Origin of the sequence: Micromonospora sp. NPDC049274, from assembly GCF_040678875.1 — a bacterium.
GTDB lineage: Bacteria > Actinomycetota > Actinomycetes > Mycobacteriales > Micromonosporaceae > Micromonospora.
This window is the reverse complement of record NZ_JBFAQS010000015.1, coordinates 93078-114273: the sequence shown is the minus strand read 5'-3', so window position 1 is coordinate 114273 and position 21196 is coordinate 93078. Positions and strand designations below refer to the sequence as shown.

18 protein-coding genes and 2 pseudogenes are annotated in these 21196 nt (G+C 71.3%); 14 read left to right on the top strand and 6 right to left on the bottom strand.

The window, feature by feature from the left end:
• Positions 1 to 65 precede the first annotated feature (65 nt).
• Complete coding sequence (locus tag AB0K10_RS25170; RefSeq protein WP_363687296.1) at positions 66 to 560, bottom strand: MarR family transcriptional regulator; 495 nt, start codon at positions 558 to 560, stop codon at positions 66 to 68.
• A gap of 153 nt (positions 561 to 713) precedes the next feature.
• On the opposite strand from AB0K10_RS25170, the gene AB0K10_RS25165 reads away from it, so the two are divergent.
• Both AB0K10_RS25165 and AB0K10_RS25160 read left to right on the top strand, forming a co-directional pair.
• Complete coding sequence (locus AB0K10_RS25165) at positions 714 to 1139, top strand: DUF6069 family protein (RefSeq protein ID WP_363687294.1); 426 nt, start codon at positions 714 to 716, stop codon at positions 1137 to 1139.
• Between the two features lie 297 nt (positions 1140 to 1436).
• Complete coding sequence (locus AB0K10_RS25160; protein ID WP_363687292.1) at positions 1437 to 1814, top strand: hypothetical protein; 378 nt, start codon at positions 1437 to 1439, stop codon at positions 1812 to 1814.
• A 7-nt stretch (positions 1815 to 1821) separates the two neighbouring features.
• Here the strand turns inward: AB0K10_RS25160 and AB0K10_RS25155 are convergent, their stop codons facing one another.
• On the bottom strand, positions 1822 to 2259 hold the full coding sequence (locus AB0K10_RS25155; protein WP_363687290.1) for a DUF6223 family protein: 438 nt from the start codon (positions 2257 to 2259) through the stop codon (positions 1822 to 1824).
• A 218-nt stretch (positions 2260 to 2477) separates the two neighbouring features.
• Between AB0K10_RS25155 and AB0K10_RS25150 the strand changes: the two genes are divergently transcribed.
• From AB0K10_RS25150 to AB0K10_RS25140, 3 genes are all read left to right on the top strand, one after another.
• Positions 2478 to 3596 (top strand): histidine kinase, encoded by a 1119-nt coding sequence (locus tag AB0K10_RS25150; RefSeq protein WP_363687288.1) that lies wholly within the window; start codon positions 2478 to 2480, stop codon positions 3594 to 3596.
• On the top strand, positions 3593 to 4255 hold the full coding sequence (locus AB0K10_RS25145) for a response regulator transcription factor (protein ID WP_363687286.1): 663 nt from the start codon (positions 3593 to 3595) through the stop codon (positions 4253 to 4255). The genes AB0K10_RS25150 and AB0K10_RS25145 overlap by 4 nt, the downstream gene beginning before the upstream one ends.
• A gap of 77 nt (positions 4256 to 4332) precedes the next feature.
• Positions 4333 to 5241, top strand: coding sequence for a hypothetical protein (locus AB0K10_RS25140; protein ID WP_363687284.1), 909 nt, complete (start codon positions 4333 to 4335; stop codon positions 5239 to 5241).
• Between the two features lie 106 nt (positions 5242 to 5347).
• On the opposite strand, the pseudogene AB0K10_RS25135 reads toward AB0K10_RS25140, so the two are convergent.
• Positions 5348 to 5734: pseudogene (locus AB0K10_RS25135) on the bottom strand (helix-turn-helix domain-containing protein); the annotation flags it as partial.
• Between the two features lie 353 nt (positions 5735 to 6087).
• Here AB0K10_RS25135 and AB0K10_RS25130 point away from each other — a divergent pair.
• From AB0K10_RS25130 to AB0K10_RS25100, 7 genes are all read left to right on the top strand, one after another.
• The gene (locus AB0K10_RS25130) at positions 6088 to 6906 is read left to right on the top strand and encodes a basic amino acid ABC transporter substrate-binding protein (RefSeq protein WP_363687282.1); all 819 of its coding nucleotides are present in this window, start codon (positions 6088 to 6090) and stop codon (positions 6904 to 6906) included.
• A 76-nt stretch (positions 6907 to 6982) separates the two neighbouring features.
• A complete protein-coding gene (locus AB0K10_RS25125; protein ID WP_266241319.1) occupies positions 6983 to 7777 on the top strand; it encodes an amino acid ABC transporter permease in 795 nt (264 codons plus the stop codon).
• A gap of 5 nt (positions 7778 to 7782) precedes the next feature.
• A complete protein-coding gene (locus AB0K10_RS25120; RefSeq protein WP_363687280.1) occupies positions 7783 to 8622 on the top strand; it encodes an amino acid ABC transporter ATP-binding protein in 840 nt (279 codons plus the stop codon).
• Positions 8623 to 8856: 234 nt separating this feature from the next.
• Positions 8857 to 9861 (top strand): multicopper oxidase domain-containing protein, encoded by a 1005-nt coding sequence (locus AB0K10_RS25115; protein ID WP_363687278.1) that lies wholly within the window; start codon positions 8857 to 8859, stop codon positions 9859 to 9861.
• A gap of 18 nt (positions 9862 to 9879) precedes the next feature.
• Positions 9880 to 13827, top strand: coding sequence for a ThuA domain-containing protein (locus AB0K10_RS25110; protein ID WP_363687276.1), 3948 nt, complete (start codon positions 9880 to 9882; stop codon positions 13825 to 13827).
• 8 nt (positions 13828 to 13835) lie between these two features.
• The gene (locus tag AB0K10_RS25105; protein ID WP_363687274.1) at positions 13836 to 15365 is read left to right on the top strand and encodes a plastocyanin/azurin family copper-binding protein; all 1530 of its coding nucleotides are present in this window, start codon (positions 13836 to 13838) and stop codon (positions 15363 to 15365) included.
• Between the two features lie 32 nt (positions 15366 to 15397).
• Positions 15398 to 16375, top strand: a complete 978-nt coding sequence (locus tag AB0K10_RS25100) for a hypothetical protein (RefSeq protein ID WP_363687272.1) — start codon at positions 15398 to 15400, stop codon at positions 16373 to 16375.
• A 208-nt stretch (positions 16376 to 16583) separates the two neighbouring features.
• Here the strand turns inward: AB0K10_RS25100 and AB0K10_RS25095 are convergent.
• Positions 16584 to 16736, bottom strand: a pseudogene (locus AB0K10_RS25095) (SDR family NAD(P)-dependent oxidoreductase); the annotation flags it as partial.
• A gap of 113 nt (positions 16737 to 16849) precedes the next feature.
• Between AB0K10_RS25095 and AB0K10_RS25090 the strand changes: the two are divergent.
• The gene (locus tag AB0K10_RS25090; RefSeq protein ID WP_363687270.1) at positions 16850 to 17227 is read left to right on the top strand and encodes a MerR family transcriptional regulator; all 378 of its coding nucleotides are present in this window, start codon (positions 16850 to 16852) and stop codon (positions 17225 to 17227) included.
• Positions 17228 to 17239: 12 nt separating this feature from the next.
• On the opposite strand, the gene AB0K10_RS25085 is transcribed toward AB0K10_RS25090, so the two are convergent.
• Positions 17240 to 18376 carry an ROK family protein gene (locus AB0K10_RS25085; RefSeq protein ID WP_363687268.1) on the bottom strand — a complete coding sequence of 379 codons (1137 nt, stop codon included), beginning with the start codon at positions 18374 to 18376 and terminating at the stop codon, positions 17240 to 17242.
• Between the two features lie 41 nt (positions 18377 to 18417).
• On the opposite strand from AB0K10_RS25085, the gene AB0K10_RS25080 reads away from it, so the two are divergent.
• On the top strand, positions 18418 to 19641 hold the full coding sequence (locus AB0K10_RS25080; protein ID WP_363687266.1) for an MFS transporter: 1224 nt from the start codon (positions 18418 to 18420) through the stop codon (positions 19639 to 19641).
• A 16-nt stretch (positions 19642 to 19657) separates the two neighbouring features.
• Here the strand turns inward: AB0K10_RS25080 and AB0K10_RS25075 are convergent, their stop codons facing one another.
• On the bottom strand, positions 19658 to 21040 hold the full coding sequence (locus tag AB0K10_RS25075) for a serine hydrolase domain-containing protein (protein WP_363687264.1): 1383 nt from the start codon (positions 21038 to 21040) through the stop codon (positions 19658 to 19660).
• Positions 21041 to 21196 lie beyond the last annotated feature (156 nt).

The following is a 21196-nucleotide window of genomic DNA, read 5'->3' as shown; positions in this document are numbered from 1 at the left end:
GCTCGACGCCACCTGCGAGTCTAGTCACGCCGGGCGGCCGAGCCGGCCGGTCGGCGCAGTGGGGGTCAGGCTGCCCGGGAGGACCGCCGACGGGCCGGACGGTCGGTCTGCACGAACGTCGACAGCCGGCCGTCGACGAGTCGACCGAGCACGTCCAGGAAGATCCTCCGGTCGCGCGACGGGACCGCGTCGAGGATGTCGCCCTGCAGCCGCGCGACGATCCGTCGGGCCTCGGCGACCAGCCGCTCGCCCTCGGGCGTGACGGTGACGATGCGGGCACGTCTGTCGGTCGTCGAGGTGCGGCGTTCGACCAGGCCGGCACGTTCGAGCTCGTCGAGGGTGACGACCATCGTCGTCTTGTCGATGCCGCACATGTCGCCGAGCTGGCTCTGGGTGAACTCGCCGGTGCGGCCGCGATCGAGCACGCAGTAGGCCCGCGTCGAGATGCCCAGGTCGGAGAGGGCGGCGGCGTGCTCCTGTGCCAGCGCGTGGGTGGCCCAGGACATCAGGAACATCAGGTCGGGCGTCGCGCCGTCGGGGCCGGAGGTGCCGGTCGTCATGACGGCAGCCTAGCAACTAGTCCGTGACTCGAACTATCTCGCAGCGGAGCATCTCCCCGCCTGTCAGGAAGTTAAGAACGAGATAGTAAAGATCGGAACCTTCTGATACGGTTCGATCTCGACAGCCTCTCTCCTCCACAAAGGAGTCGTCTCATGTCCACGGAAGCCTCAACCCCCCGCTCCGACGTCGGTGCGTCGCGGGTGCGCTACAGGTCCGTCGCCCTCGTGGTCGCCGTGCTCGCCGCCGTGGTCGTGTGGCTGATCGCCACCGTCGCCGGCGCGCCGCTCACCGTCGACCAGGGCGCCGGCCCCCAGGACGTCACGGTGCTCGCCGTGATCGTGACGTCCGCGCTCGCCGCCCTGCTCGGTTGGGGCCTGCTCGCGGTGCTCGAGCGGGTCTCGGCGCGCGCCACGACCATCTGGACCGGAATCGCCGTCGCCGTGCTCGCGCTGTCGCTCGTGCCGGCATCCCTGGTCGACGCGGCGGCCGGCACCACTGTCGCCCTCGTGCTGATGCACCTGGCGGTCGGTGCGGTCGTGATCCTGGGCTTCCGCATGGCAGGTGCCCGGCGCGGCTGACGACGAGTGGCTGCCGCAGGTCAGGGTTCATGGGCTCTGACCTGCGGCTTTGTCGGATTTCAGCAGGTGATTTCTCGCCCCGCGAATGGTACGACTAGGTGCACGGAGGCGACGGCGGAGACAAACCCGGGAGTCCGCCGAGTGGGAGCCGTGGCGCCGTCGACAGTGGGGCAGGCGATCCGGTCGGCGCTGTCCTGTCCAGTAGGAGGTACCGACCGTGCATCGCAGAGGCAGCACGACCCCGTACCGGCCGACTCGGATTCCGGGCGTCCCACTACCGCATGGGACGGGACGACCGTGACGGAGAGCAGCGAGAGCCCGTCCTCCGCGTACGAACGCGGTGTGGGGGCAGGGCGGATCGAGCAGCGTCTGCAGGGCCACGACGAGCATCTGCGCCACATCAACGGTTCGATCGACTCGATGACGCAGGCGTTGCAGGCTCTCACCGAGGAGCTTCGCGCCAACGCCTCCCTCCTGAGCGCGAACGTGGCCTCGGGGCGTCGGGACGCCGTGGAGCGGGACAAGATCGCTGCCGTCCGGATAGAGGAGGCGGGCATCTTCGATTCCCGCACTACGATGCGGTGGACGAGGTGGCAGCGCTGGGTCGCCGTCGTCGGTGCCATAGTGCTGGTCGTGAACTTCGGCCTGGGGCTCTACCTGGCGTTCGGCCGCTGACCCCGCCTCAGTTGCGGGTGCGGCTCAGCGCCAGCCCGCCGAGGCCCAGGGCGGCCAACCCCACCACGAGGGCCACGTACGCCCCGCCGAGCCCGTTGCCGGTGCCGATGCCGCCGTCGGAGGTCGCCACCACCAGCGCGCCGAGGGCCACGCCGACCAGCCCCGCCGCCAACGCCACTGTCGCGCCGAGCAGCCCGCTGCCGGTGCCGACGCGACTCGTGGGGCGGGCCAGGGCCCACGCGCCGACGATCACCCCGGCCAGGCCCAGCAGGGAGGCCACGCTCGCCCCGAGTCGGCCGGCGCTCATGGTGGTGACGCTTGCCGCCAACGGCGTGGACGAGGTGTACGCGGCGGCCGGCGCGGCGAGACCGAATCCTCCCAGCAGGGCGGACGCGGCAGCGGTGCACAGCAGACGGGCCGGCTTCAGGTTTCTCGACGCGAACATGTGCTTCTCCTTCGTCGTACGTCTCGGTGGTTGTGCTCGATCCTGTCGCCGATTCGATCGCCGGTCGTCCGGCGAATGGAGGCTCTTCCCGCTGCCGCCACCGGCGTAGCCGACTGCCACGCACGGCGCAGGCGCCGCCGGCCTACCGCGGACGCGGTAGGCGCCTGTCGTTCGTGCGCAGGAGTCGCCCGCACCGCGCATCGGGCTAGGGTGCGCGCATGAGCACAGGGCGTGCCGGTGTGCGGGACTGGGCGATCGCCGTCGGTGTGGCGGCGGTGCTGCTGGTCGCCGGGCTGTCCGCGGACCACTCCACGATCGACAGCGAGCTGCTGGGTTATCCGCTGCTGGCGACCAGCGGTCTGGCGCTGGCGGCGCGTCGCCGGGCGCCCGTCGCCGTCCTGGCCGTCACCGGGCTGTGCGCGGTGGGCTACCAGGCGGTCGGATTCGACGTGCCGGCCGTCGCCTTCCTGTTCGCTGTGTACACAGGCGTGCGGGCGGGCCATCGCGTCGTCACCGTCGTCGCCGCCGTGCTGATGCTCGTAGCCCTTCCCCTCACCGCTCTCGCCCCGCCGCAGGACCTGCCCCCGGGGGAGGCGTTCGCCCGGGCCCGAGGCGCGCTCGAGGTGGCCTGGCTGATCGCCGCCGGTGCCGCGGGTGAGGCGTTGCGGCAGGCCGAGCGGCGGGCGGACGAGGCCGAGCGCACCCGGGAGGAGACCGCGCGACGCCGCGCCGACGAGGAGCGGCTGCACATCGCGCGGGAGCTGCACGACTCCCTCACCCACCAGATCTCGATCATCAAGGTGCAGGCCGAGGTGGCCGTCCACCTGGCCCGCCGGCGTGGCGAGGCGGTACCGGAGGCGCTGCTGGCGATCCGGGAGGCCGGCCGTGAGGCGAGCCGGGAGTTGCGCGCGACCCTGGAGGCCCTGCGCGACGACGGCAGGAACCCGCCGCGCGGCCTCGACCACCTGCCCGAGCTGGTGGAGCGGGCCCGGCTGGCCGGGCTGGACACGACGTTGACTGTCGAGGGCGAACGACAGGCGGTGCCCGTCGCCGTGGACCGGACCGCCTACCGGATCGTGCAGGAGTCCCTGACCAACGTGGCCCGGCACGCCGCCGCGGCCACGGCGTCGGTCCGCGTCGACTACCGGCCGGACGCCCTCGCGATCCGCGTCGACGACGACGGTACGGCCACGCTGGCCACCGCGCCGACGCCCGGAGTCGGGCTGCTCGGTATGCGCGAACGGGTCACCGCCCTGGGCGGCCGCCTCCACGCGGCGCCACGCGACGAGGGCGGCTTCACCGTCCACGCGGAACTCCCCGTCGGCCCGCCCGCGTGATCCGCGTCCTGCTGGTCGACGACCAGGCGCTCCTGCGCAGTGGCTTCCGCGCGCTCCTCGACATCGAGGACGACATCGAGGTGGTGGCCGAGGCCGCCGACGGTCGTGAGGGAGTGGCCCTCGCCCGGCGTCACCTGCCCGACATCGCGCTCATCGACATCCAGATGCCGGTGCTGGACGGCATCGAGGCGACCCGACTCATCGCCGCCGACCCGGCCCTGGCCGGGGTGCACGTCGTCATCCTGACCAACTACGGCCTCGACGAACACGTCTTCCACGCGCTGCGCGCCGGCGCCGCCGGGTTCCTCGTGAAGGACATCGAGCCGGAGGACTTCCTGCACGCCGTACGCGTCGCCGCGCGAGGTGACGCGCTGCTCGCACCGTCGATCACCCGCCGGCTCATCGACAGGTACGTCGCCGAGCCGCGCCACCTGCGGGCGCCGACCGGCCTGCGGGATTTGACCACCCGGGAACGCGAAGCCGTCGTCCTCGTCGCCCAGGGCCTGTCGAACGACGAGATCGCCGCGCGCATGGTGATCAGCCCGCTGACCGCCAAGACCCACATCAACCGGGCCATGGGCAAGCTGCACGTCCGCGACCGCGCCCAACTCGTTGTCGTCGCGTACGAGTCGGGTCTGGTGGCCCCGCGCCACCAGTAACCGGCGGCGCGCGGACCAGGGGCGGCGCGGGCGCTCGCCGCGGGGGGCCCGATTCGCCACGTGCCATGATTGCGCCCATGGGCAAGCAGCAGCACGTCGGCGGGGCCGACCGGGACAACGGGTTGGAAACCACTGCCGACCGTCCGACCGGTGATGGGGCGGACGCGCGGCTCGCCGTCGCACACGACCCCACAACGCCACAGATGACCCTCATCGACCTGGCGTCCGACGCGTCGGTCGCGGTCCGCAAGGCGGTCGCGGCGCGGCCGGACGCGCCCGCGCAGGCGCTGCGGTCGTTGACCCGCGACCATGATCGTCACGTCCGGGAGGCCGTGGCGCGCAATCCCGCGACCTCGGTCGGCAATCTCCTGCGCCTGGTCAAGGACGCGGACCGATGGGTCCGTTGGGCCGTCGCCGGCAACCCGGCCTGCGACGAGTCTGTTCGCCGGGTGATGGCGGCCGCACCCGACAAGGAGCTGCGGGGCCTGCTCGCCGAGAGCCGCGACCTGGAGCCCGAGCTGGCCGCCCGGCTGGTCGACGACGTCTCACCCGAGGTACGCGAACGGCTCGCCACCCACACCCACGATCCCGACGTCATCGTCGCCCTGCTGGCCGACCGAACCGTCCGCGTCCGCAAGGGGCTCGCCCGCAACCCGCGGACCACCGCCGCGCAGCGCAGCGCCCTGGCCACCGACCCGGCTGTCGACGTGCGGGCCGCGCTGGTCCGCACCCTGGAGCTGGGCGAGGAGGATCTCGCGGGCCTGGTCGACGATCGTTCGGTGCAGGTCCGGCTGGCGATGGCCACGTCCGAGATCATTCCGTCGCACGTCCGGCAGACGCTCGAGGGCGACCCCGACGAGATGGTGGCCGCCGCGGCACGGGACTTCCGCCCCGGGGCCGGCGGTTCCCCGGTGGTGCGGGCGCCCCGCATCGGTTCCCGACGCTCCGGCACCGGCCCGGGCCGGCCGGGCCGCGCCGCGCGCTGAGGCCGGGCCGGTCGGGCTACCGGCGCGACGCTCCGGCCTGCGACGGGGAGGGCGAGGTGGCGCGGGAACCGGTCGTGGACGGCGACGCCGCCTCGACCGGTAGATCCCGGCCCGCGAGGCGGCGGAGAAGCTCCCGGATCTGGCGCTTGTCCGCGGCGGGGACCGTGTCGTCGAGCAACCGCCGGCGGATGGTGCCGATGTCCGCCTCGACCTCCGCCAGCGCCCGGGGCGTCACGGCGGCGTTCGGCATCGCGAGCGGCCGGATCGCGGCGGCGATGGAGAGGCCGAGGGTGGAGCAGAGGCTACGGACCTTCGCCAGCTCGGGGTAGCGCTGCCAGTCACCGGCGAGCCAGCGGAACAGCGTCGAGCGGCTGACGCCGGTGTGGTGCGCGATGTCGCCGACGGTCCAACCGTGCTCCTCGCGGGCATCGTCGACGGCCTGGCGAACGAACTGCGCGAAGGCCATCTGAGGTGTCATGGGGTAGGTGTCCATCCTCAGTCGTGCCCTCCCACCCGGGATCGCCTCGGTGTACCCGGCTCGATGGTCAGTTCTGATCACCCATTCCGAAGACGGCGGTACCACTGATCGTCTATCAGCTTCTGTGGTGGCGCAGCGACGGCCGACCCGACGGCCTACTCGTTCGAGGTGCGCCGGATACTCAAATGCGGTTCGCCCCGTTCGTGGCCGGCTGTCGGGTTCACGGACTGTGACGGTCGCCGCAGCACTGCCGCTACGCCGCGTGGTCTGGGTACCGTTCCTCGAATCAGGTACCGTCCCCTGTCACACCGTCTTCGCACCAACCTGGCTGCCCGTCACGGCGGGAGCCGCACCGGAGGGACACACTCGTGAGAGTCCGTAGCGCAGTCCGTCAGGCCGGCCTCGTCGCGGCGGTCGCCGCTCTGGCGTTGAGCGCGGGATGCGCCAAGAAGGATGACAGCGAGGTCCAGGCGAGCGGGGTCAAGCTGGTCCAGGCCGGCAAGCTGACCGTCTGCACCCACCTGCCGTACCCGCCGTTCCAGTCGAAGGACGCCAGTGGCAAGGTCACCGGGTTCGACGTCGACGTGATGGACCTCGTGGCCAAGGAGTTGGGCGTCGAGCAGACGATCATCGACACGCCGTTCGAGGGGATCAAGTCCGGTCAGGACCTGAACACCGGCAAGTGCGACGCGGCCGCCGCCGGCATGACCATCACGGCCGAACGGCAGAAGGTGATGAACTTCTCCGACCCGTACTTCGACGCCACCCAGGCGATGCTGGTCAAGAGCGGCAAGACCTACAAGACGCTCGACGACCTGCGGGGCAAGAAGGTGGGCGTGCAGGCGGCCACCACCGGCCGTGACTACGCGAAGAAGTTCGAGAAGGAAAAGGGTCTGCAGCTCGTCGAGTTCGAGGACCTCGCCGCCGAGCAGCAGGCGCTCGCCAACGGCCAGGTCGAGGCCGCCATCAACGACCTGCCGGTGTGGAGCGAGTACCTGAAGAAGAACCCGGGCGGGTTCCAGGTGACCGCCGAGTTCGACACCGGTGAGCAGTACGGGTTCTCGGTGAAGAAGGACGGCAACCCGGAACTGCTCAAGAAGATCAACGAGACGCTGGCCAAGGCCAAGCAGGACGGCTCGTACGACAAGATCTACGAGAAGTGGATCGGCAAGCGGCCGACCGCCTGATCGAAGCTCAGTGGGGGAGGGCGCGCGTGCTGTGCGCCCTCGCCGTCGACACACTCCGGGAAGGCAACGAGCCGACGTGAAGCTGCGACGCCGCCAGCGGGAAAGACTGTCCCTCGGCATCCAGTACCTGGTCTTCGTCGCGATCATCGTCGCGGTGCTCGCCGCCGCGGACTGGGGCCGGTTGGCCGACGCGTTCTTCCGCGTCGACATCATCGAGTCGATGTTCCCGACGATCATCACAGTGGCGCTGCGCAACACGATCCTCTACACGGTGGGCGCGTTCGCCTTCGGCCTCGTGTTCGGCACCATCCTCGCGCTGATGCGGCTGTCCCGGGTGGCACCGTACCGCTGGCTGGCGACCGCGTACATCGAGCTGTTCCGGGGCCTGCCGGCGCTGCTGGTGCTGTTCCTCGTCGGGTACGGCATCCCCATCGCCTTCCCGGAGCGGGAGATTCCCGGCGGCGTGTTCGGCTCGATCGCCATCGGTCTCGGCCTGACCGCCGCCGCCTACATGGCCGAGACCATCCGGGCCGGCATCCAGGCCGTGCCGAAGGGGCAGATGGAAGCGGCCCGCACCCTCGGCATGTCGCACGTCACCGCCATGCGCACCATCGTCATCCCGCAGGCGTTCCGGATCGTCATCCCGCCGCTGACGAATGAGCTCATCCTGCTCACCAAGGACTCGTCGCTGGCCTACGTGCTGGGCGTGACGGCGTCGACCATCGAGGTCACCAAGTTCGGCCGGGACATGCTCAACGACCGGGTGAACGCCACGCCGCTGCTGGTGGCCGGCCTCGCGTACCTGGTCATCACCCTGCCACTGTCCCAGGTGGTGCGCCGCCTCGAACTCCGCTACGCCAAGGCCCGGTGACCCGCATGACGACCACCCCGTCCCGTCCCGCCGTCGAGATCCGCGATCTGCACAAGTCCTTCGGGGCGCTCGAGGTGCTCAAGGGCATCGACTTCGAGGTCGGCCAGGGTGAGGTCGTCTGCGTGATCGGGCCGTCCGGCTCCGGCAAGTCGACGCTGCTGCGCTGCGTCGACCTTCTCGAGGAGCCGACCGCCGGCACGATCCGGGTGAACGGCGTCGAGATGACCGACCCGGACGTCGAGATCGACACTGTACGCCGGGGCATCGGCATGGTGTTCCAGTCGTTCAACCTGTTTCCGCACCTGACCGTGCTGAACAACCTCACCGTGGCCCAGCGGCGGGTGCTGCGGCGCCCTCGCGCCGAGGCCGAGCGGATCGCGCGGGCCAACCTGGAGCGTGTCGGCCTGAGCGACAAGGCCGACGCGTTCCCGGCGCAGCTTTCCGGCGGGCAGCAGCAGCGGGCCGCGATCGCCCGGTCGTTGTCGATGGAGCCGAAGCTGATGCTCTTCGACGAGCCGACCTCGGCGCTCGACCCGGAGCTGGTCGGCGACGTGCTCACCGTCATGCGCAAGCTTGCCGAGGACGGCATGACGATGATGGTGGTCACCCACGAGATGGCGTTCGCCCGGGACGTCGCGGACCGGGTCGTGTTCATGGACGGTGGCGTCGTGGTCGAGCAGGGGCCGCCGCAGGAGGTGCTGGGCGCGCCGAAGCACGAACGGACCCGCGCGTTCCTCGCCCGGGTCCTCGACCCGACCCGGGTGGAGCGGCTCGGTCAGCCCGACCAGTCGCCGGAGCCGCCCGAGACCCCCGGCCTGCCGTCCGACGGCCGCCACACCGTCTGACCACGCCACAACGCCTGGTCAATCGACGTACGTTGTGATCTCGCGGTAATCTTCCTGCAACCAGACCTGTACTTTCGTCGATGGATTACATAAGTTGGGTTCATCCATCGAAAGTTCTGAGTCTTCCGAGCGAAGTCCGCGACGATCCTCACCGCAGTCGTGCTGCCGCCTTGTGCTCGGCGGTCGATGCACCCTGCCCTCGTCGTGTCTTCGCCCGGTCGGGAACGGAGACCCATGGACGATCACGCCGTTGGCTCCCAGCGCCACCTGTCCCGCCGATCACTGATCGCGACCGGGGCGCTCGCCGCCGGAGCGTTGGGCGCGTCCGCCCCCACGCTCGGTGGCGCGTTCGGAGGCAGCCCGGCCCGGGCCGCCGCCGGAGTGACCAAGAAGGTCACCATCTACGCCGAGCAGTTGCCCGGCGGGCTGTTCGGGTACGGCCTCGCCCCCGGCCAGGCCACCGTGCCGGGGCCGGTGCTGGAGATCTACGAGGGTGACACCCTGGAGATCACCCTGGTCAACACCACCGACCAGCGGCTGTCCATCCACCCGCACGGGGTGGACTACAGCACCGACTCGGACGGCAGCCCGCTCAACGCCTCCTTCAACAACCCCGGCGAAACCCGGACGTACGTCTGGCGCTCCCACGAGATGGTGGCCGCGGCGGGGCGCCGGTACATGCCGGGCAGCGCCGGCTACTGGCACTACCACGATCACGCGATGGGCACCGACCACGGCACCGCCGGAGTCGCGAAGGGCCTGTACGGGGCTCTGATCGTCCGCCGCCGTGGCGACATCCTGCCGGAGAAGCAGTTCACAGTCGTGTTCCACGACATGACGATCAACAACCGGATGGCCCCGGACACGCCGATGTTCGAGGCCAACCTGGGCCAGCGGGTGGAGTGGCTCGCCATCGGCCACGGCAACCTGTTCCACACCTTCCACCTGCACGCGCACCGTTGGGCGGACAACCGGACCGGAATGCTGGAGGGGCCGGCCGACCCGAGCCTGGTCATCGACAACAAGGACCTCAACCCGGGCAGCTCGTTCGGGTTCCAGGTGCTGGCCGGCGAGGGCGTCGGCCCCGGCGCGTGGATGTACCACTGCCACGTGCAGAACCACTCCGACGGCGGCATGGCCGGGATCTTCCTGGTGCGCAACGCCGACGGCAGCATGCCCCCCGGCGCCGAGGAGGCGATCCACCGGTTCCAGGGCCACACCCACACGCACGGAAGCTGACCGAAGGTGGGGACGGGGATGACCAGAGACGTACGACGAGCCCTCGCCGCGGTAGCGGCCTTCGCCACACTGATTCCGGGCGCGGCAACCGCCACGGCGGCGACGGCCGCGCCGCGACCCGCGACCGCCGCCCCGGCGGCACAGCCGTCCAGGACCGCCGTGCTCGTGTTCCACGGGCCGGTGGCCGATCAGCAGGACCCGGTGTCGCGCGCCGTCGACACCATCCGACAGCTTGCGGTCAGTCATGACATCGATGTCACAGCCACCACGGACCCGGGCGTTTTTACGCAGACCGGGCTGTCCGCGTACCGCAGCGTGGTGTTTCTCTCCGCGACGGGCGCCGCGCTCAACCGCGACCAGGAGTCGGCGCTGCAGGGCTACATGAAGGCCGGCGGCGGCTTCGTCGGCATCGCCGACGCCGCCCGCGCGCAGGTCGACTCCACCTGGTTCACAGGCCTGATCGGCGCCCGCCCGGCGGGCGCGATCCCGGTCGCCGAGCCGGTGGCCGCGGTGACCGCCAGCGGCGAGAACCCGCCGACCGAGAGCAAGGAGAAGCTGACCGACGGCGACGCCAACACCAAGTGGCTGGTCCGCACCCCGACTGCGTGGGTGACGTACCAGCTGGCCGCACCCAAGCGGATCACCGGGTACGCGCTGACGTCGGCAAACGACTTCGTCGGACGGGACCCGAAGGACTGGACCCTGCAGGGCTCCACCGACGGCCAGAACTGGTCCGATCTGGACCGGCGCACCAACCAGACCTTCGCGGAGCGGTTCCAGACCCGCCGGTTCGACATCGCCACGCCGCAGGAGTTCACCCGCTACCGGCTGAACATCACCGCCAACAGCGGTGAGCCGCTGATCCAGCTCGCCGACCTGCGCCTGTTCACCGGCACGGCCACCGCGCCGCCGCCGACCCCCGTGAATCGCGCGGTGGTCGACATCCTGGACCGGAAGCACCCGGCCACGGCGTCGCTGCCCCTGACGATCACTCGCTCGGACCGCTGGGACAACTGGGACCCCAACCCGATCGGCAGCGTGCACACGCTCGCCCAGGTCGAGGAGCGGCACTACGACCCGGGACCGGGCGCCAACGGCCCGTTCCACCCGGTGTCCTGGTGCCGGGACTACGACGGTGGCCGGTCGTTCTACACAGGCATGGGTCACACCGAGGGCAGCTACGGCGAGGAGGCGTTCCGCGCGCACCTGGCCGGGGCGCTGAACTGGACCACAGGCCGCGTACGCGGCGACTGCCAGGCGACGATCGCCGCGAACTACAGGGTGGAGCGACTCACCGCCGCGAACCAGACCGGGCAGTTGGACCAGATCGGCGAGCCGCACGGGCTCACCATCGCGCCGGACGGCACCGTCTTCTACGTCGGCAAGGCGGCCTGCCCGAGCGGCCCGATCGCGGACTGGAACGACCCGAAGGTCGGCCTGGGCTGCGGCACCATCCACTCCTGGGATCCGCGGACCAGGCAGGTCAAGCTGCTGACCACCCTGGAGGTGATGGGCAACCGGGGCAGCGGCTCCGAGTTGGTGAAGAACGAGGAGGGCCTGCTCGGCATCGTGCCCGACCCCGCGTTCGCCGACAACGGCTGGCTCTACGTCTACTGGATGCCGCACGAGTCGATCGACCGGGTGCAGCGGGTCGGGCAGCGCACCATCTCCCGGTTCACCTACGACCGCGAGAAGCAGAGCATCGACCAGGCCACCCGCAAGGACCTGCTGCGGTTCCCGGTGCAGATCCACAGTTGCTGCCACGCCGGCGGTGGGATGGCGTTCGACGCGAAGGGCAACCTCTACGTCGGCTCCGGCGACAACAATTCCTCCGAGGGGTCGCAGGGCTACTCCGGCAACAACTGGACGCAGGAGTACCAGGGCATCTCGTTCCAGGACGCCCGCCGCACGGCGGGCAACACCAACGACCTCGCCGGCAAGATCATCCGGATCCATCCAGAGGCCGACGGCACGTACACCATCCCGGAGGGCAACCTCTTCCCGCCGGGCACCGAGAAGACCCGCCCGGAGATCTACGTGATGGGCGTGCGCAACATCGCCCGCCTTCAGATCGACCCGGAGCACCAGTGGCTGACCGCCGGCTGGGTCGGCCCGGACGCCTCGTCGCCCAGCCCCACCCTGGGCCCGGCCAAGTACGAGACCGCCACCATCATCACCTCGGCCGGCAACCAGGGCTGGCCGTACTGCATGGGCAACCGGCAGCCGTACCGCGACCGCAGCAGTACCGACGCGACCGTGCTGACCGGCTGGTACGACTGCGGCGACCTGAAGAACACCTCGCCGCGTAACACCGGACTGGTGGACATCCCGGCTGCGCGGGACAACATGATCTGGTACTCACCGGACGGCGGCGGGCCGGTCTTCCCGAAGCGCACCGACGGCAGCGGCCTACCGACGTACGTCGCGGCGGACGCCACCTACACGCAGCCGTACCTGCGCGGCGGCGGGCAGGCCATCATGTCCGGCCCCACCTACCACCGTGACCGGGTCGATCCGACCAGCACCGTGGCGTGGCCGGCGTACTGGGACGAGAAGTGGTTCATCGGCGACCAGTCGAACGCCGCCAACCGGGTCGCGGTCACCGTCGACCCCGCCGGCGTGCCGACGGCCACTCCGCCGGTGTACGCCGAGTCGCTGCGCGCCATCATCCCCAGCGGCAACGGCGACACCCGGCTGCAGAGCTGGATGGACGCCAAGTTCGGCCCGGACGGCGCTCTCTACCTGCTCGACTACGGAGGCGGGTTCTTCAGCCTGAACCCCAACCAGAAGCTCATCCGGATCACCTACACCGGCGGGGCGCCCACCCCCGCGCCGGCGGCGACCTCGGTCGCCGTGCAGAACAAGCCGTTGACTGTCGCCTTCACCGGCTCCCGATCCGGCGGCGTGAGCCACCGGTGGGAGTTCGGCGACGGCGCCACGTCCACCGAGGCGGACCCCCGCCACACGTACGCCAAGGTCGGCGTCTACACCGCGAAGCTCACCGTCACGTACGCCGACGGCGAGACGGCGACTGTCCAGACCACTGTCACGGTCGGCTGCGCGGTGCCGGACTCCCGGGACACGGTGTGGCTCGGCGACACGGACACCGCGGTGCCCAGCCGTACGGTCGGGCAGGGCTGCACGATCAACGACCTGATCGACGACGAGAGCACCTGGCCCGACCACAACGCCTTCGTCCGGCACGTGAGCGCGGTGACAGGCGCGTTGCAGGACGACGGCCTGCTCAACGCCCGCGAGGCGGGCACGCTCACCCGCCTGGCCGCCGCGTCCGACATCGGCCGGGACGGGCGCACCGGGTACGAGCCGCTGTACGACGGCACCGCCGAGTCGCTGCGCGGTTGGCAGCAGGCGCCGACGGGATCGTTCAGCATCCAGCCGGACGGGGCGCTGCGCTCCAGCGGCGGCCTGGGCATGCTCTGGCACACCAGGGAGCTTGCCGACTTCTCGCTGAGAGTGCAGTTCCGCGACATCGCACCGGGCACCGGCCGCGCCAACACCGGCGTCTTCATCCGATTCCCGGACCTGCGTACGCCGCTGGAACAGCGGCCGCCGGGCAGCTGCGGCACGGTCGGGTCGGCCCGCACCTCGCCGGCCTGGATGGCGATCTACTGCGGACACGAGATCCAGATCTACGACGGGGAGACCGGCGAGCCGCAGAAGACCGGCTCGGTCTACAACTTCGACCCGGTGCCGCTCGCCCAGGCCGGCGTCACGCCGAAGAACGTGTGGAACGACTACGAGATCCGGGTGGTCGGGCAGCACTACACGATCATCCGCAACGGCGTGGTGATCAACGAGTTCGACAACACGCCGGGCAAGGAGTCCTCCCGGGCCGGCGACCCGCCGACCGACCTGCGGCAGTTCCTCAGCGGCTTCATCGGCCTGCAGAACCACAGTGACAACGACCTGACCGAGTTCCGCAACATCCGCGTGCGGGAACTCTAGGAGAGACCATGATCCGACGACTCACGGCCGCCGTGGCGGCGCTCCTGCTCACGCTCACGCCGCTGGCCGCGCCACAGGCCTCCGCCGCCCCGCGCGCCGCCGCGGACCAGGTGCTGACCTGGACCGCCGACGACAACACCACCCGCTACAAGTCCGTGCCCACCACGGCGGTGGCCGGCGCGGCGACGATCATCTGGGAAAACAGTGCGGCCACCGGCAACACCACGGGGATGCCGCACACGCTCACCTTCGACACCAGCACCGAGGGCTACAACCACGACGTCACGGTCAACATCCTGGCCAGCCCGTTCGACGCCAACGACGGCCGCCACCAGGCGACGGTCACGCTCAGCCCGGGCCGGTACCGCTACTTCTGTTCGATCCCCGGCCACAGCCAGATGGTCGGCGAACTGGTCGTCACCGACGGCGGGGGAGGCGACGACACCACGCCGCCGACGGTCACCGCCGCCGTGTCGGGCGACCAGGACCAGGACGGCAACTACGTCGGTACGGCAGCGGTGACAGTCACGGCCACCGACGCCGGCTCGGGCGTGGAGACCATCGAGTACCAGGTCGACGACACCAGCTTCCAGCCGTACACCCAGCCGGTGCAGGTAAGCGCGGTCGGCGACCACTCGGTGCAGTTCCGCGCCACCGACCAGGCCGGCAACACCAGCGCGGTCGGCTCGGTGTCGTTCCGGATCGTCGAGCCGACCGAGCAGGACACCACCGCGCCGGTGGTCACGGCCGCGCTGGCCGGAGACCGCGACGGAGACGGCAACTACGTAGGTACGGCCACCGCCACGCTCACCGCCACCGACGCCGGATCCGGGGTGGCCACCATCGAGTACGCGCTGGACGGCGGCGCCTTCACCGCGTACACGAGCCCGGTCGTGGTGACGGCGGTCGGGATGCACATGCTGCACTACCGGGCGACCGACGTCGCCGGCAACACCTCGGCCGAGCAGATGGCCCACTTCACGGTCGTCGCCCCGCCGGAGGAGGACGACACCCCGCCCACCGTGGCCGCCACGGTCACCGGCGAGCGGGACGCCGACGGTGCGTACGTCGGCGTCGCGACCGTCACCGTCACCGCGACCGACTCCGGGTCGGGCGTGGCGTCGGTCGAGTACGCGCTCGACACCGGCGGCTGGACCGCGTACGCCGGCCCGGTCAGCGTCCGCACCGTCGGCGCGCACACCCTGCGGTACCGGGCGACCGACACCGCGGGGAACGCCGCCGCCGAGCAGTCGGCGACGTTCACAGTGGTTGCCGACGGCACCGACACCTGCCCCGCGTCCGACACGCGGGGCACAGTGGTCATCGACGGTGACGACACGGGCGTGGCCAACGTCGACACCGGAGACGGCTGCACCATCAACGATCTGATCGACGAACACGCCGACTACCCCGGCCACGCCGACTTCGTCCGGCACGTCGAGGCGGTCACCGCCGCGCTGGTGAGCGGCGGAACGCTCAACAAGCGGCAGCAGGGCGCCATCGTCCGGGCCGCGGCCCGATCGGACGTCGGCGCATGAGCACCCGAATCTCATCGACAGGGAGTACCACGATGCCCGGACGTACCGTCGCCAAGCTGGCCACCGTGACCGCCGTCATCGCCGCCTCGGTGCTGGCCGTGGCACCCACCGCCCACGCCGACCTGGTCACCCACTGCATCGGCACCGGCGGTGCGGTGACCGTGCCCAACGATCTGCTCGTTCCGGCCGGTGAGTCCTGCGCGCTGACCGGCACCACGATCACCGGCAACGTCACGGTCGCCGCCGGGGCCAACCTGGTGGTCACCGGTGGCCGGGTCAGCGGTGAGGTACGCGTCGCCGCCGACGGCTACCTCGACGCCACCGAGACGAGCGTCGACGGCCAGGTGGTGCTGGCCGCCGGCGGGTACGGCGTCTACCTCTCCGACGCCCGGACCGGCGCCGTGACTGTGCGGCCGAAGGGTACGGCGACCATCGACAGCTTCCTGTTCGCGGAGGCGGCGACGATCGCCGGAAACGTCACGGTCGGCGCCGGCGAGGTCCGGCTCGACCGGGGCACCCAGGTGGAACGCAACCTCAGCAGCACCGGCACCTACTACACCGACGTGCACGACTCGTTCGTCGACGGCACCCTCTCGGTGCTCAACAGCGCCACCGGCAGTGTCGTGTGCGGCAGCGCTGTCCGGGGTCGTGCCACGTTCGCCGGCAACCTCGGCGGCGTCCAGCTCGGCCCGAACGGCGCGCTCGACAGCTGCGCCTCCGGCGGCTACTGGGGCGCGGACGTCAGCGTCACCAGCACCGCCGGCGGTGTCACAGTCGACGACAACATCATCAACGGTGGGTTGACGGTGACGGGCAACAACCCGGCCGCCCAGGTGGCCGCGAACAACCGGATCCGCGGCGGCGTGACGGGTGACCAGGCCGCGCCGAGCGCCAACCGGGCGGCCCGGATGGCCGACGCCGACCGGGACGACGCCGGCGACCAGCGGGCGGAGACCCGTCGTACATCGGCGGTTCAGGAGGCCACGGCGGCCGGCGCCGCGAAGCTCTAGAGGAGTAGGTCCTGACCCTTGCCGGGGCGGTGGGCACAGCCGGCGGCCGGCGGTGACCGTCGGTTACCTCGGTCGGGACAGCTGCGGTAGTGAGCGGTATACCTCAGAGGTATGAATATGCCTCTGAGGTATACCGCTCAAGAGCACCTCGGCATGGCGGGTCGGGGGAGAGCCTCTCGCTTCTGGCGGGAGGGCAGGACTGGCCGCGGAGCCTCTCGACGCCGGGGATGTCGATCCGTTCGGGGTCGCGGGCCGTGGCGTACACCTTGGCCGCGCCGCGTTCGAGCAGTTGTCGGGCGAAGTGCCGGCCGATGCCACGGTTGGCGCCGGTGACCAGCGCGATCGAGCCTGAGATCTGCATGGTGTCCTCCGCTGTGATTCGACGTAACTCGGTACGCGACCTACGCTAGAACCTGACGTTGACGTGAGAGACAAGTTTGTGTGGCGGGGGTCACCGGCCACGGGGGAGGGGTCGTGCGGATCGGAGAACTCGCCAGCAGTACGGGTGTGTCGGTGCGCGCCCTGCGCTACTACGAGGAGCAGGCGCTGCTGATCCCCGGCCGGAGCGGCGGTGGCCAGCGCCACTACGACGAGGCGGCGGTCGACCGCGTCCAGCTCATCCAGACGCTGTACGCCGCGGGTCTGTCCAGCAGGACGATCCACGATCTGCTGCCCTGCGTCGACGCGAAGGTCAACACCCCGCAGTCCCGTGCCCTGCTGAACGCCGAACGCGACCGCATCGACCGGCAGATCGACCAACTCGTCCAGGTCAGGGCCCGACTCGACGCGGTGATCAGCTCCAGCGAGGCCCCGGCCAACGGCTGCGCCTATGCGGACGCCACCCCGCGGTGATCGCCTCCGTGCTCAGTGCGCCCCGGCGACGGGCTGTCGGACGATCGCGGGCGGGGTGCCGGGGGTGAGGTCCGGAATGCCGTAGAGCTGGTCGAGCACCTGCACCGCGGCGCCGGCAGCGATGACGTCCGCGCCCAGGCGGGACAGGGTCACCATCGGGGCCAGCCAGTCCGCGCGCGGCACGTCGGTGCGGACGGCCCGCTCGACCGCGGGAAGGTAGACGTCCGCGTGGCGCAGCAGATCCGCACCGGCCAGCACCACGTGGGCGAGGTCGAGGGTCTGGAGCAGGTTGACGACGCCGACGGCCAGGACGCGGGCCGCGCGGGGGACGTCTCCCGCCTCGATGGCACGCAGGTGCACGACCTCCAGGCAGCCGAGGCGTCCGCAGACGCAGCGGGGCCCGTCCAGGTCCACCACCGTGTGCCCGAACTCCCCGGCGTTGGTGTGCGCGCCCCGGTGAGCGGTGCCGCCCAGCCAGAAGCCACCGCCGATGCCGGATTCGACCATGATGAGCGCCGCGTCGCCGAACGTCGCGCCGTGCCGCCACGCCTCGGCGGTGATCCCGGCGGTGACGTCCTTGTCGAGGTGCACCGGCAGGCCCAGGTGCGCCTCGGCCAGCTCCCGTAGCGGGACGTCGTGCCAGTGCCGCAGCCCGTGCGCGTCCCGGACCAGCCCGTGCGCGTGGTCCAGTGGGCCGATCATGCCGATGCCCACGCCGGTCAGCCGGCTTCGCAGCTCGGTGCCGGCGGTGATCGCCCCGATGCCGACGGACAGGGCGTCGAGGAGCTGCTCGGGGGTGAAATCGGCGGGTAGGGGGCTGACCGTGGAGTGGTGCACGGTGCCGGCCAGGTCGACCAGGACCAGCCGCAGGGTGCGCCGGGCGACGTGCGCGCCGATCGCGTACCGGCTGTCGGGGACCAGCTCATAGACGACGGCGGGCTTGCCGATACCCGGGCGGCGGACGCCAGCGGAACGGATCAGCCCGTCGGCGGTCAGGCGGGCGATGACCTTGGAGACCGCCTGCGGTGTCAGGCCGGTGGCGTGAACGACTGTGGAGCGCTCGAACGTCCGTACGGTGCGCCCCACGGCCATGACCAGCGCCTGGTTGTAGCCGCGCAGGAACGTCACGTCGGCTGTGGTGCGCGTCATCTCACCACCCTATTACGCAACGCTGTTGCTAAATTCGCTCGGTGAACGGACTGAGCAGAGGCCAGCGCCTGGCGGCGTTGGCGGCCCTGGCCCTGGGCGGCGTGGCGGTCGGCCTGACGGAGTTCGTGGCGATGGGTCTGCTGCCCGAGATGGCACGCGGCCTGCTCCCGCAGGAGTACGCCCGATCGTCGTCGGACGCGGTCGCCCACGCCGGTTGGATGATCACCGCGTACGCCCTGGGCGTGGTCGTGGGCGCCCCGCTGATCGCCGCCCTCAGCGCGCGCCTGCCCCGCCGCAGGCTCGTCCTCGGACTGCTCGTCCTCTTCGTCGTCGGCACGATCGCGTCCGCCACGGCCCCGACGTTCGAACTGGTGCTGGTGGCGCGGTTCGTGGCGGCGCTGCCGCACGGCGCGTACTTCGGCGCGGCCGGCCTGCTCGCGGCGACCCTGATGGGCCCCGGCAACGAGGCCCGGGGCTTCGCCACCGTGCTCGGCGGGCTGACCGTGAGCAACGTGGTGGGCGTACCGCTGATCACCCGGCTCGGGCAGGCGGTCGGCTGGCGTGCGGCGTACCTGGTGATCGCCGGGGTTTTCCTGCTCACGCTGCTGGCGGTGCTGGCGGTCGTTCCGGAGGTCGCCGCGGCGGCGGACGGCTCGCCGGCCGCCGAACTGCGGGCGCTGCGGACCTCGCAGGTGTGGCTGGTCGCCGCCACCGGGGCGATCGGCTTCGCCGGGTTCTTCGCTGTCGACTCCTACATCGCGCCGGTCACCACCGACGTCGCCGGCCTCTCCGCCGCGACCGTGCCGTGGGTGCTGGTCGCGGTGGGTCTCGGCATGACCGTCGGCAACGCACTGGGCGGTTGGCTCGCCGACCGGGACCTGCGCCGCAGCATGATGATCGGCTTCGTCGCCATGATCGTCAGCATCGGCGTGTTCAGCCTCGTCGCGTCGAACCGGGTGGGCCTGTTCGTCGGCGCTTTCCTGGTCGGCGCGACGAGCCTCTACCTCGGTCCGGTCCTGCAGGCACGCCTGATCACGGTCGCGCCCGGGGCCCAACTGATGGGCGCGGCGCTCAACCAGTCCGCCATGAACATCGCCAACAGCCTCGGCGCGGCGCTGGGCAGCGTCACCATCGCCGCCGGGCTCGGCTATCTCGCGCCGGCCCGGGTGGGCCTGATCCTGGCGGTCGTGGGGCTGGGCCTGGGAATCGTCAGCTTCGCCGCTGGTCGTCGCCGCGACCGGAAACCGGCAGTCGTCGCGGGCTGACGGCCACCGCTGCCGCTCAGGAGACCGCGGCGGCCAGGAGGTCGCCGACGGCGGCGCGGACGGGATCGGGATTCGCCCAGGACCAGTTGGGGTGGGCCCGGTTGGTGAGCAGGGCGAGCACGAGCCTGCGGTCCGGGTCGACGAGGAACGAGGGGCCGGCGAACCCGGTGTGGCCGAAGGTGCGCGCGGACGCGAGCCGGCCCATGAACCAGGGCTGGTTGAGCACCACGCCGAGACCGTGGGCGGCCGTACGGTGGGGGCGCTCGGGGTCGACGGCCGGCTTACCCGCGTTGTGGTTGGTGAGCATCCTGCGCACGGTGCCGGCGGCGAGGACCCGTCTGCCCTGGTAGGTGCCGCCGTCCAGGAGCATCTGACCGATGGCGGCGAGGTCGGTGGCGCTGGCGAAGACCCCCGCGTGGCCGGCGACACCGCCGAGGTGGTTCGCGACGTCGTCGTGCACGGTGCCCCGCAGCAGGCCCCGGGACGACCGGGCGTCGGTCGCGACCATCCGGGTGGCCCGTGCGTTGCCGGACAGCCAGGTGCTGGGTGTGAAGCCGGTGTCGCGCAGGCCGAGCGGACCGGTGAGGTTGGCCTTGAGCGCCTGGTCGAGGCGTCTGCCGGTGGCCTTCTCGACGATCTTGCCGGCGACCATGAGCCCCACGCTCGAATAGCGGAACGTCTTCCCGGGCACGGCGCCGGAGACCAGCGGGGTGGTGAGGACGGCGTTCCAGCGCGCGGTGTTGTCGGGCAGCCCGGTGACCTTGGCGCCCACCGGGAGACCGCTGGTGTGGGTGAGCAGCATCTCGACGGTGACGCCGTCCTTGCCGGCGCCGGTGAAGCCGGGCAGGTAGTCGCGGACCGGCGCGCCCAGCTCGACGCGACCCTTCTCGACCTGCTGCAGCAGCAGGATCGCGGTGTAGACCTTGGTGACCGAGGCGAGGTCGAAGACGGAGTCGGGGCGCATCACGACGCGTTGGCTCGCCGCGAGGAGTTTCGGGCCGGCCGCGTAGCGTAGCGCCTCCCCGACGGCGGTGTGCACAGTCGTCTTCCCGTCGACACGCACGACGGCGACCGCGCCGGGGAAGCCGTGATGCTGGACGGTCTGCGGCGAGGCGGGCAGGTGACGCCGCAGCAGGGCCGTCAGTTGCGGGGCGTACCGGGCCTGGTTGGCCGCCGTGGCGCCGCCGCCGGGCGACGGGGAGGCGCTCGGAGTGCCCGACGCCGGGGTGGTCCCGGCCGCACCGAACCCCACCCGGTTTCCCGCGGCGTCGGTGGCGGTCGCCGCGTCGCCGAGGTCGGCCCCGCCCGGGCCCGTGCCGCCGCCGTCACCGCAGCCGGTGAGGGCGCCGGTCGCGGCGGCGAGGCCAGCTCCGAGCAGGGTACGACGTGCGACAGGCATGCCGGTGATGCTGACAGGACGCAAGCGGGCGCGCCAGCCTCGCTCAGCCGAACGTCGACCGCGTCCAGCGCCATGGTTGGTGTCTGACACCCGGGCGGACGTGTCGGGTCGACGGTCGCCGCTGTGCAACGATCGGTGCCACACCTCGTAACCCCT

What these genes read in the sequence shown, in the direction of transcription:
- AB0K10_RS25170 (WP_363687296.1), bottom strand. Translation starts at nt 560, where the DNA reads ATGACGACCGGCACCTCCGGCCCCGACGGCGCGACGCCCGACCTGATG.
- AB0K10_RS25165 (WP_363687294.1), top strand. Translation starts at nt 714, where the DNA reads ATGTCCACGGAAGCCTCAACCCCCCGCTCCGACGTCGGTGCGTCGCGG.
- AB0K10_RS25155 (WP_363687290.1), bottom strand. Translation starts at nt 2,259, where the DNA reads ATGTTCGCGTCGAGAAACCTGAAGCCGGCCCGTCTGCTGTGCACCGCT.
- AB0K10_RS25150 (WP_363687288.1), top strand. Translation starts at nt 2,478, where the DNA reads ATGAGCACAGGGCGTGCCGGTGTGCGGGACTGGGCGATCGCCGTCGGT.
- AB0K10_RS25140 (WP_363687284.1), top strand. Translation starts at nt 4,333, where the DNA reads ATGGGCAAGCAGCAGCACGTCGGCGGGGCCGACCGGGACAACGGGTTG.
- AB0K10_RS25120 (WP_363687280.1), top strand. Translation starts at nt 7,783, where the DNA reads ATGACGACCACCCCGTCCCGTCCCGCCGTCGAGATCCGCGATCTGCAC.
- AB0K10_RS25115 (WP_363687278.1), top strand. Translation starts at nt 8,857, where the DNA reads ATGGACGATCACGCCGTTGGCTCCCAGCGCCACCTGTCCCGCCGATCA.
- AB0K10_RS25110 (WP_363687276.1), top strand. Translation starts at nt 9,880, where the DNA reads ATGACCAGAGACGTACGACGAGCCCTCGCCGCGGTAGCGGCCTTCGCC.
- AB0K10_RS25105 (WP_363687274.1), top strand. Translation starts at nt 13,836, where the DNA reads ATGATCCGACGACTCACGGCCGCCGTGGCGGCGCTCCTGCTCACGCTC.
- AB0K10_RS25100 (WP_363687272.1), top strand. Translation starts at nt 15,398, where the DNA reads ATGCCCGGACGTACCGTCGCCAAGCTGGCCACCGTGACCGCCGTCATC.
- AB0K10_RS25085 (WP_363687268.1), bottom strand. Translation starts at nt 18,376, where the DNA reads ATGACGCGCACCACAGCCGACGTGACGTTCCTGCGCGGCTACAACCAG.
- AB0K10_RS25075 (WP_363687264.1), bottom strand. Translation starts at nt 21,040, where the DNA reads ATGCCTGTCGCACGTCGTACCCTGCTCGGAGCTGGCCTCGCCGCCGCG.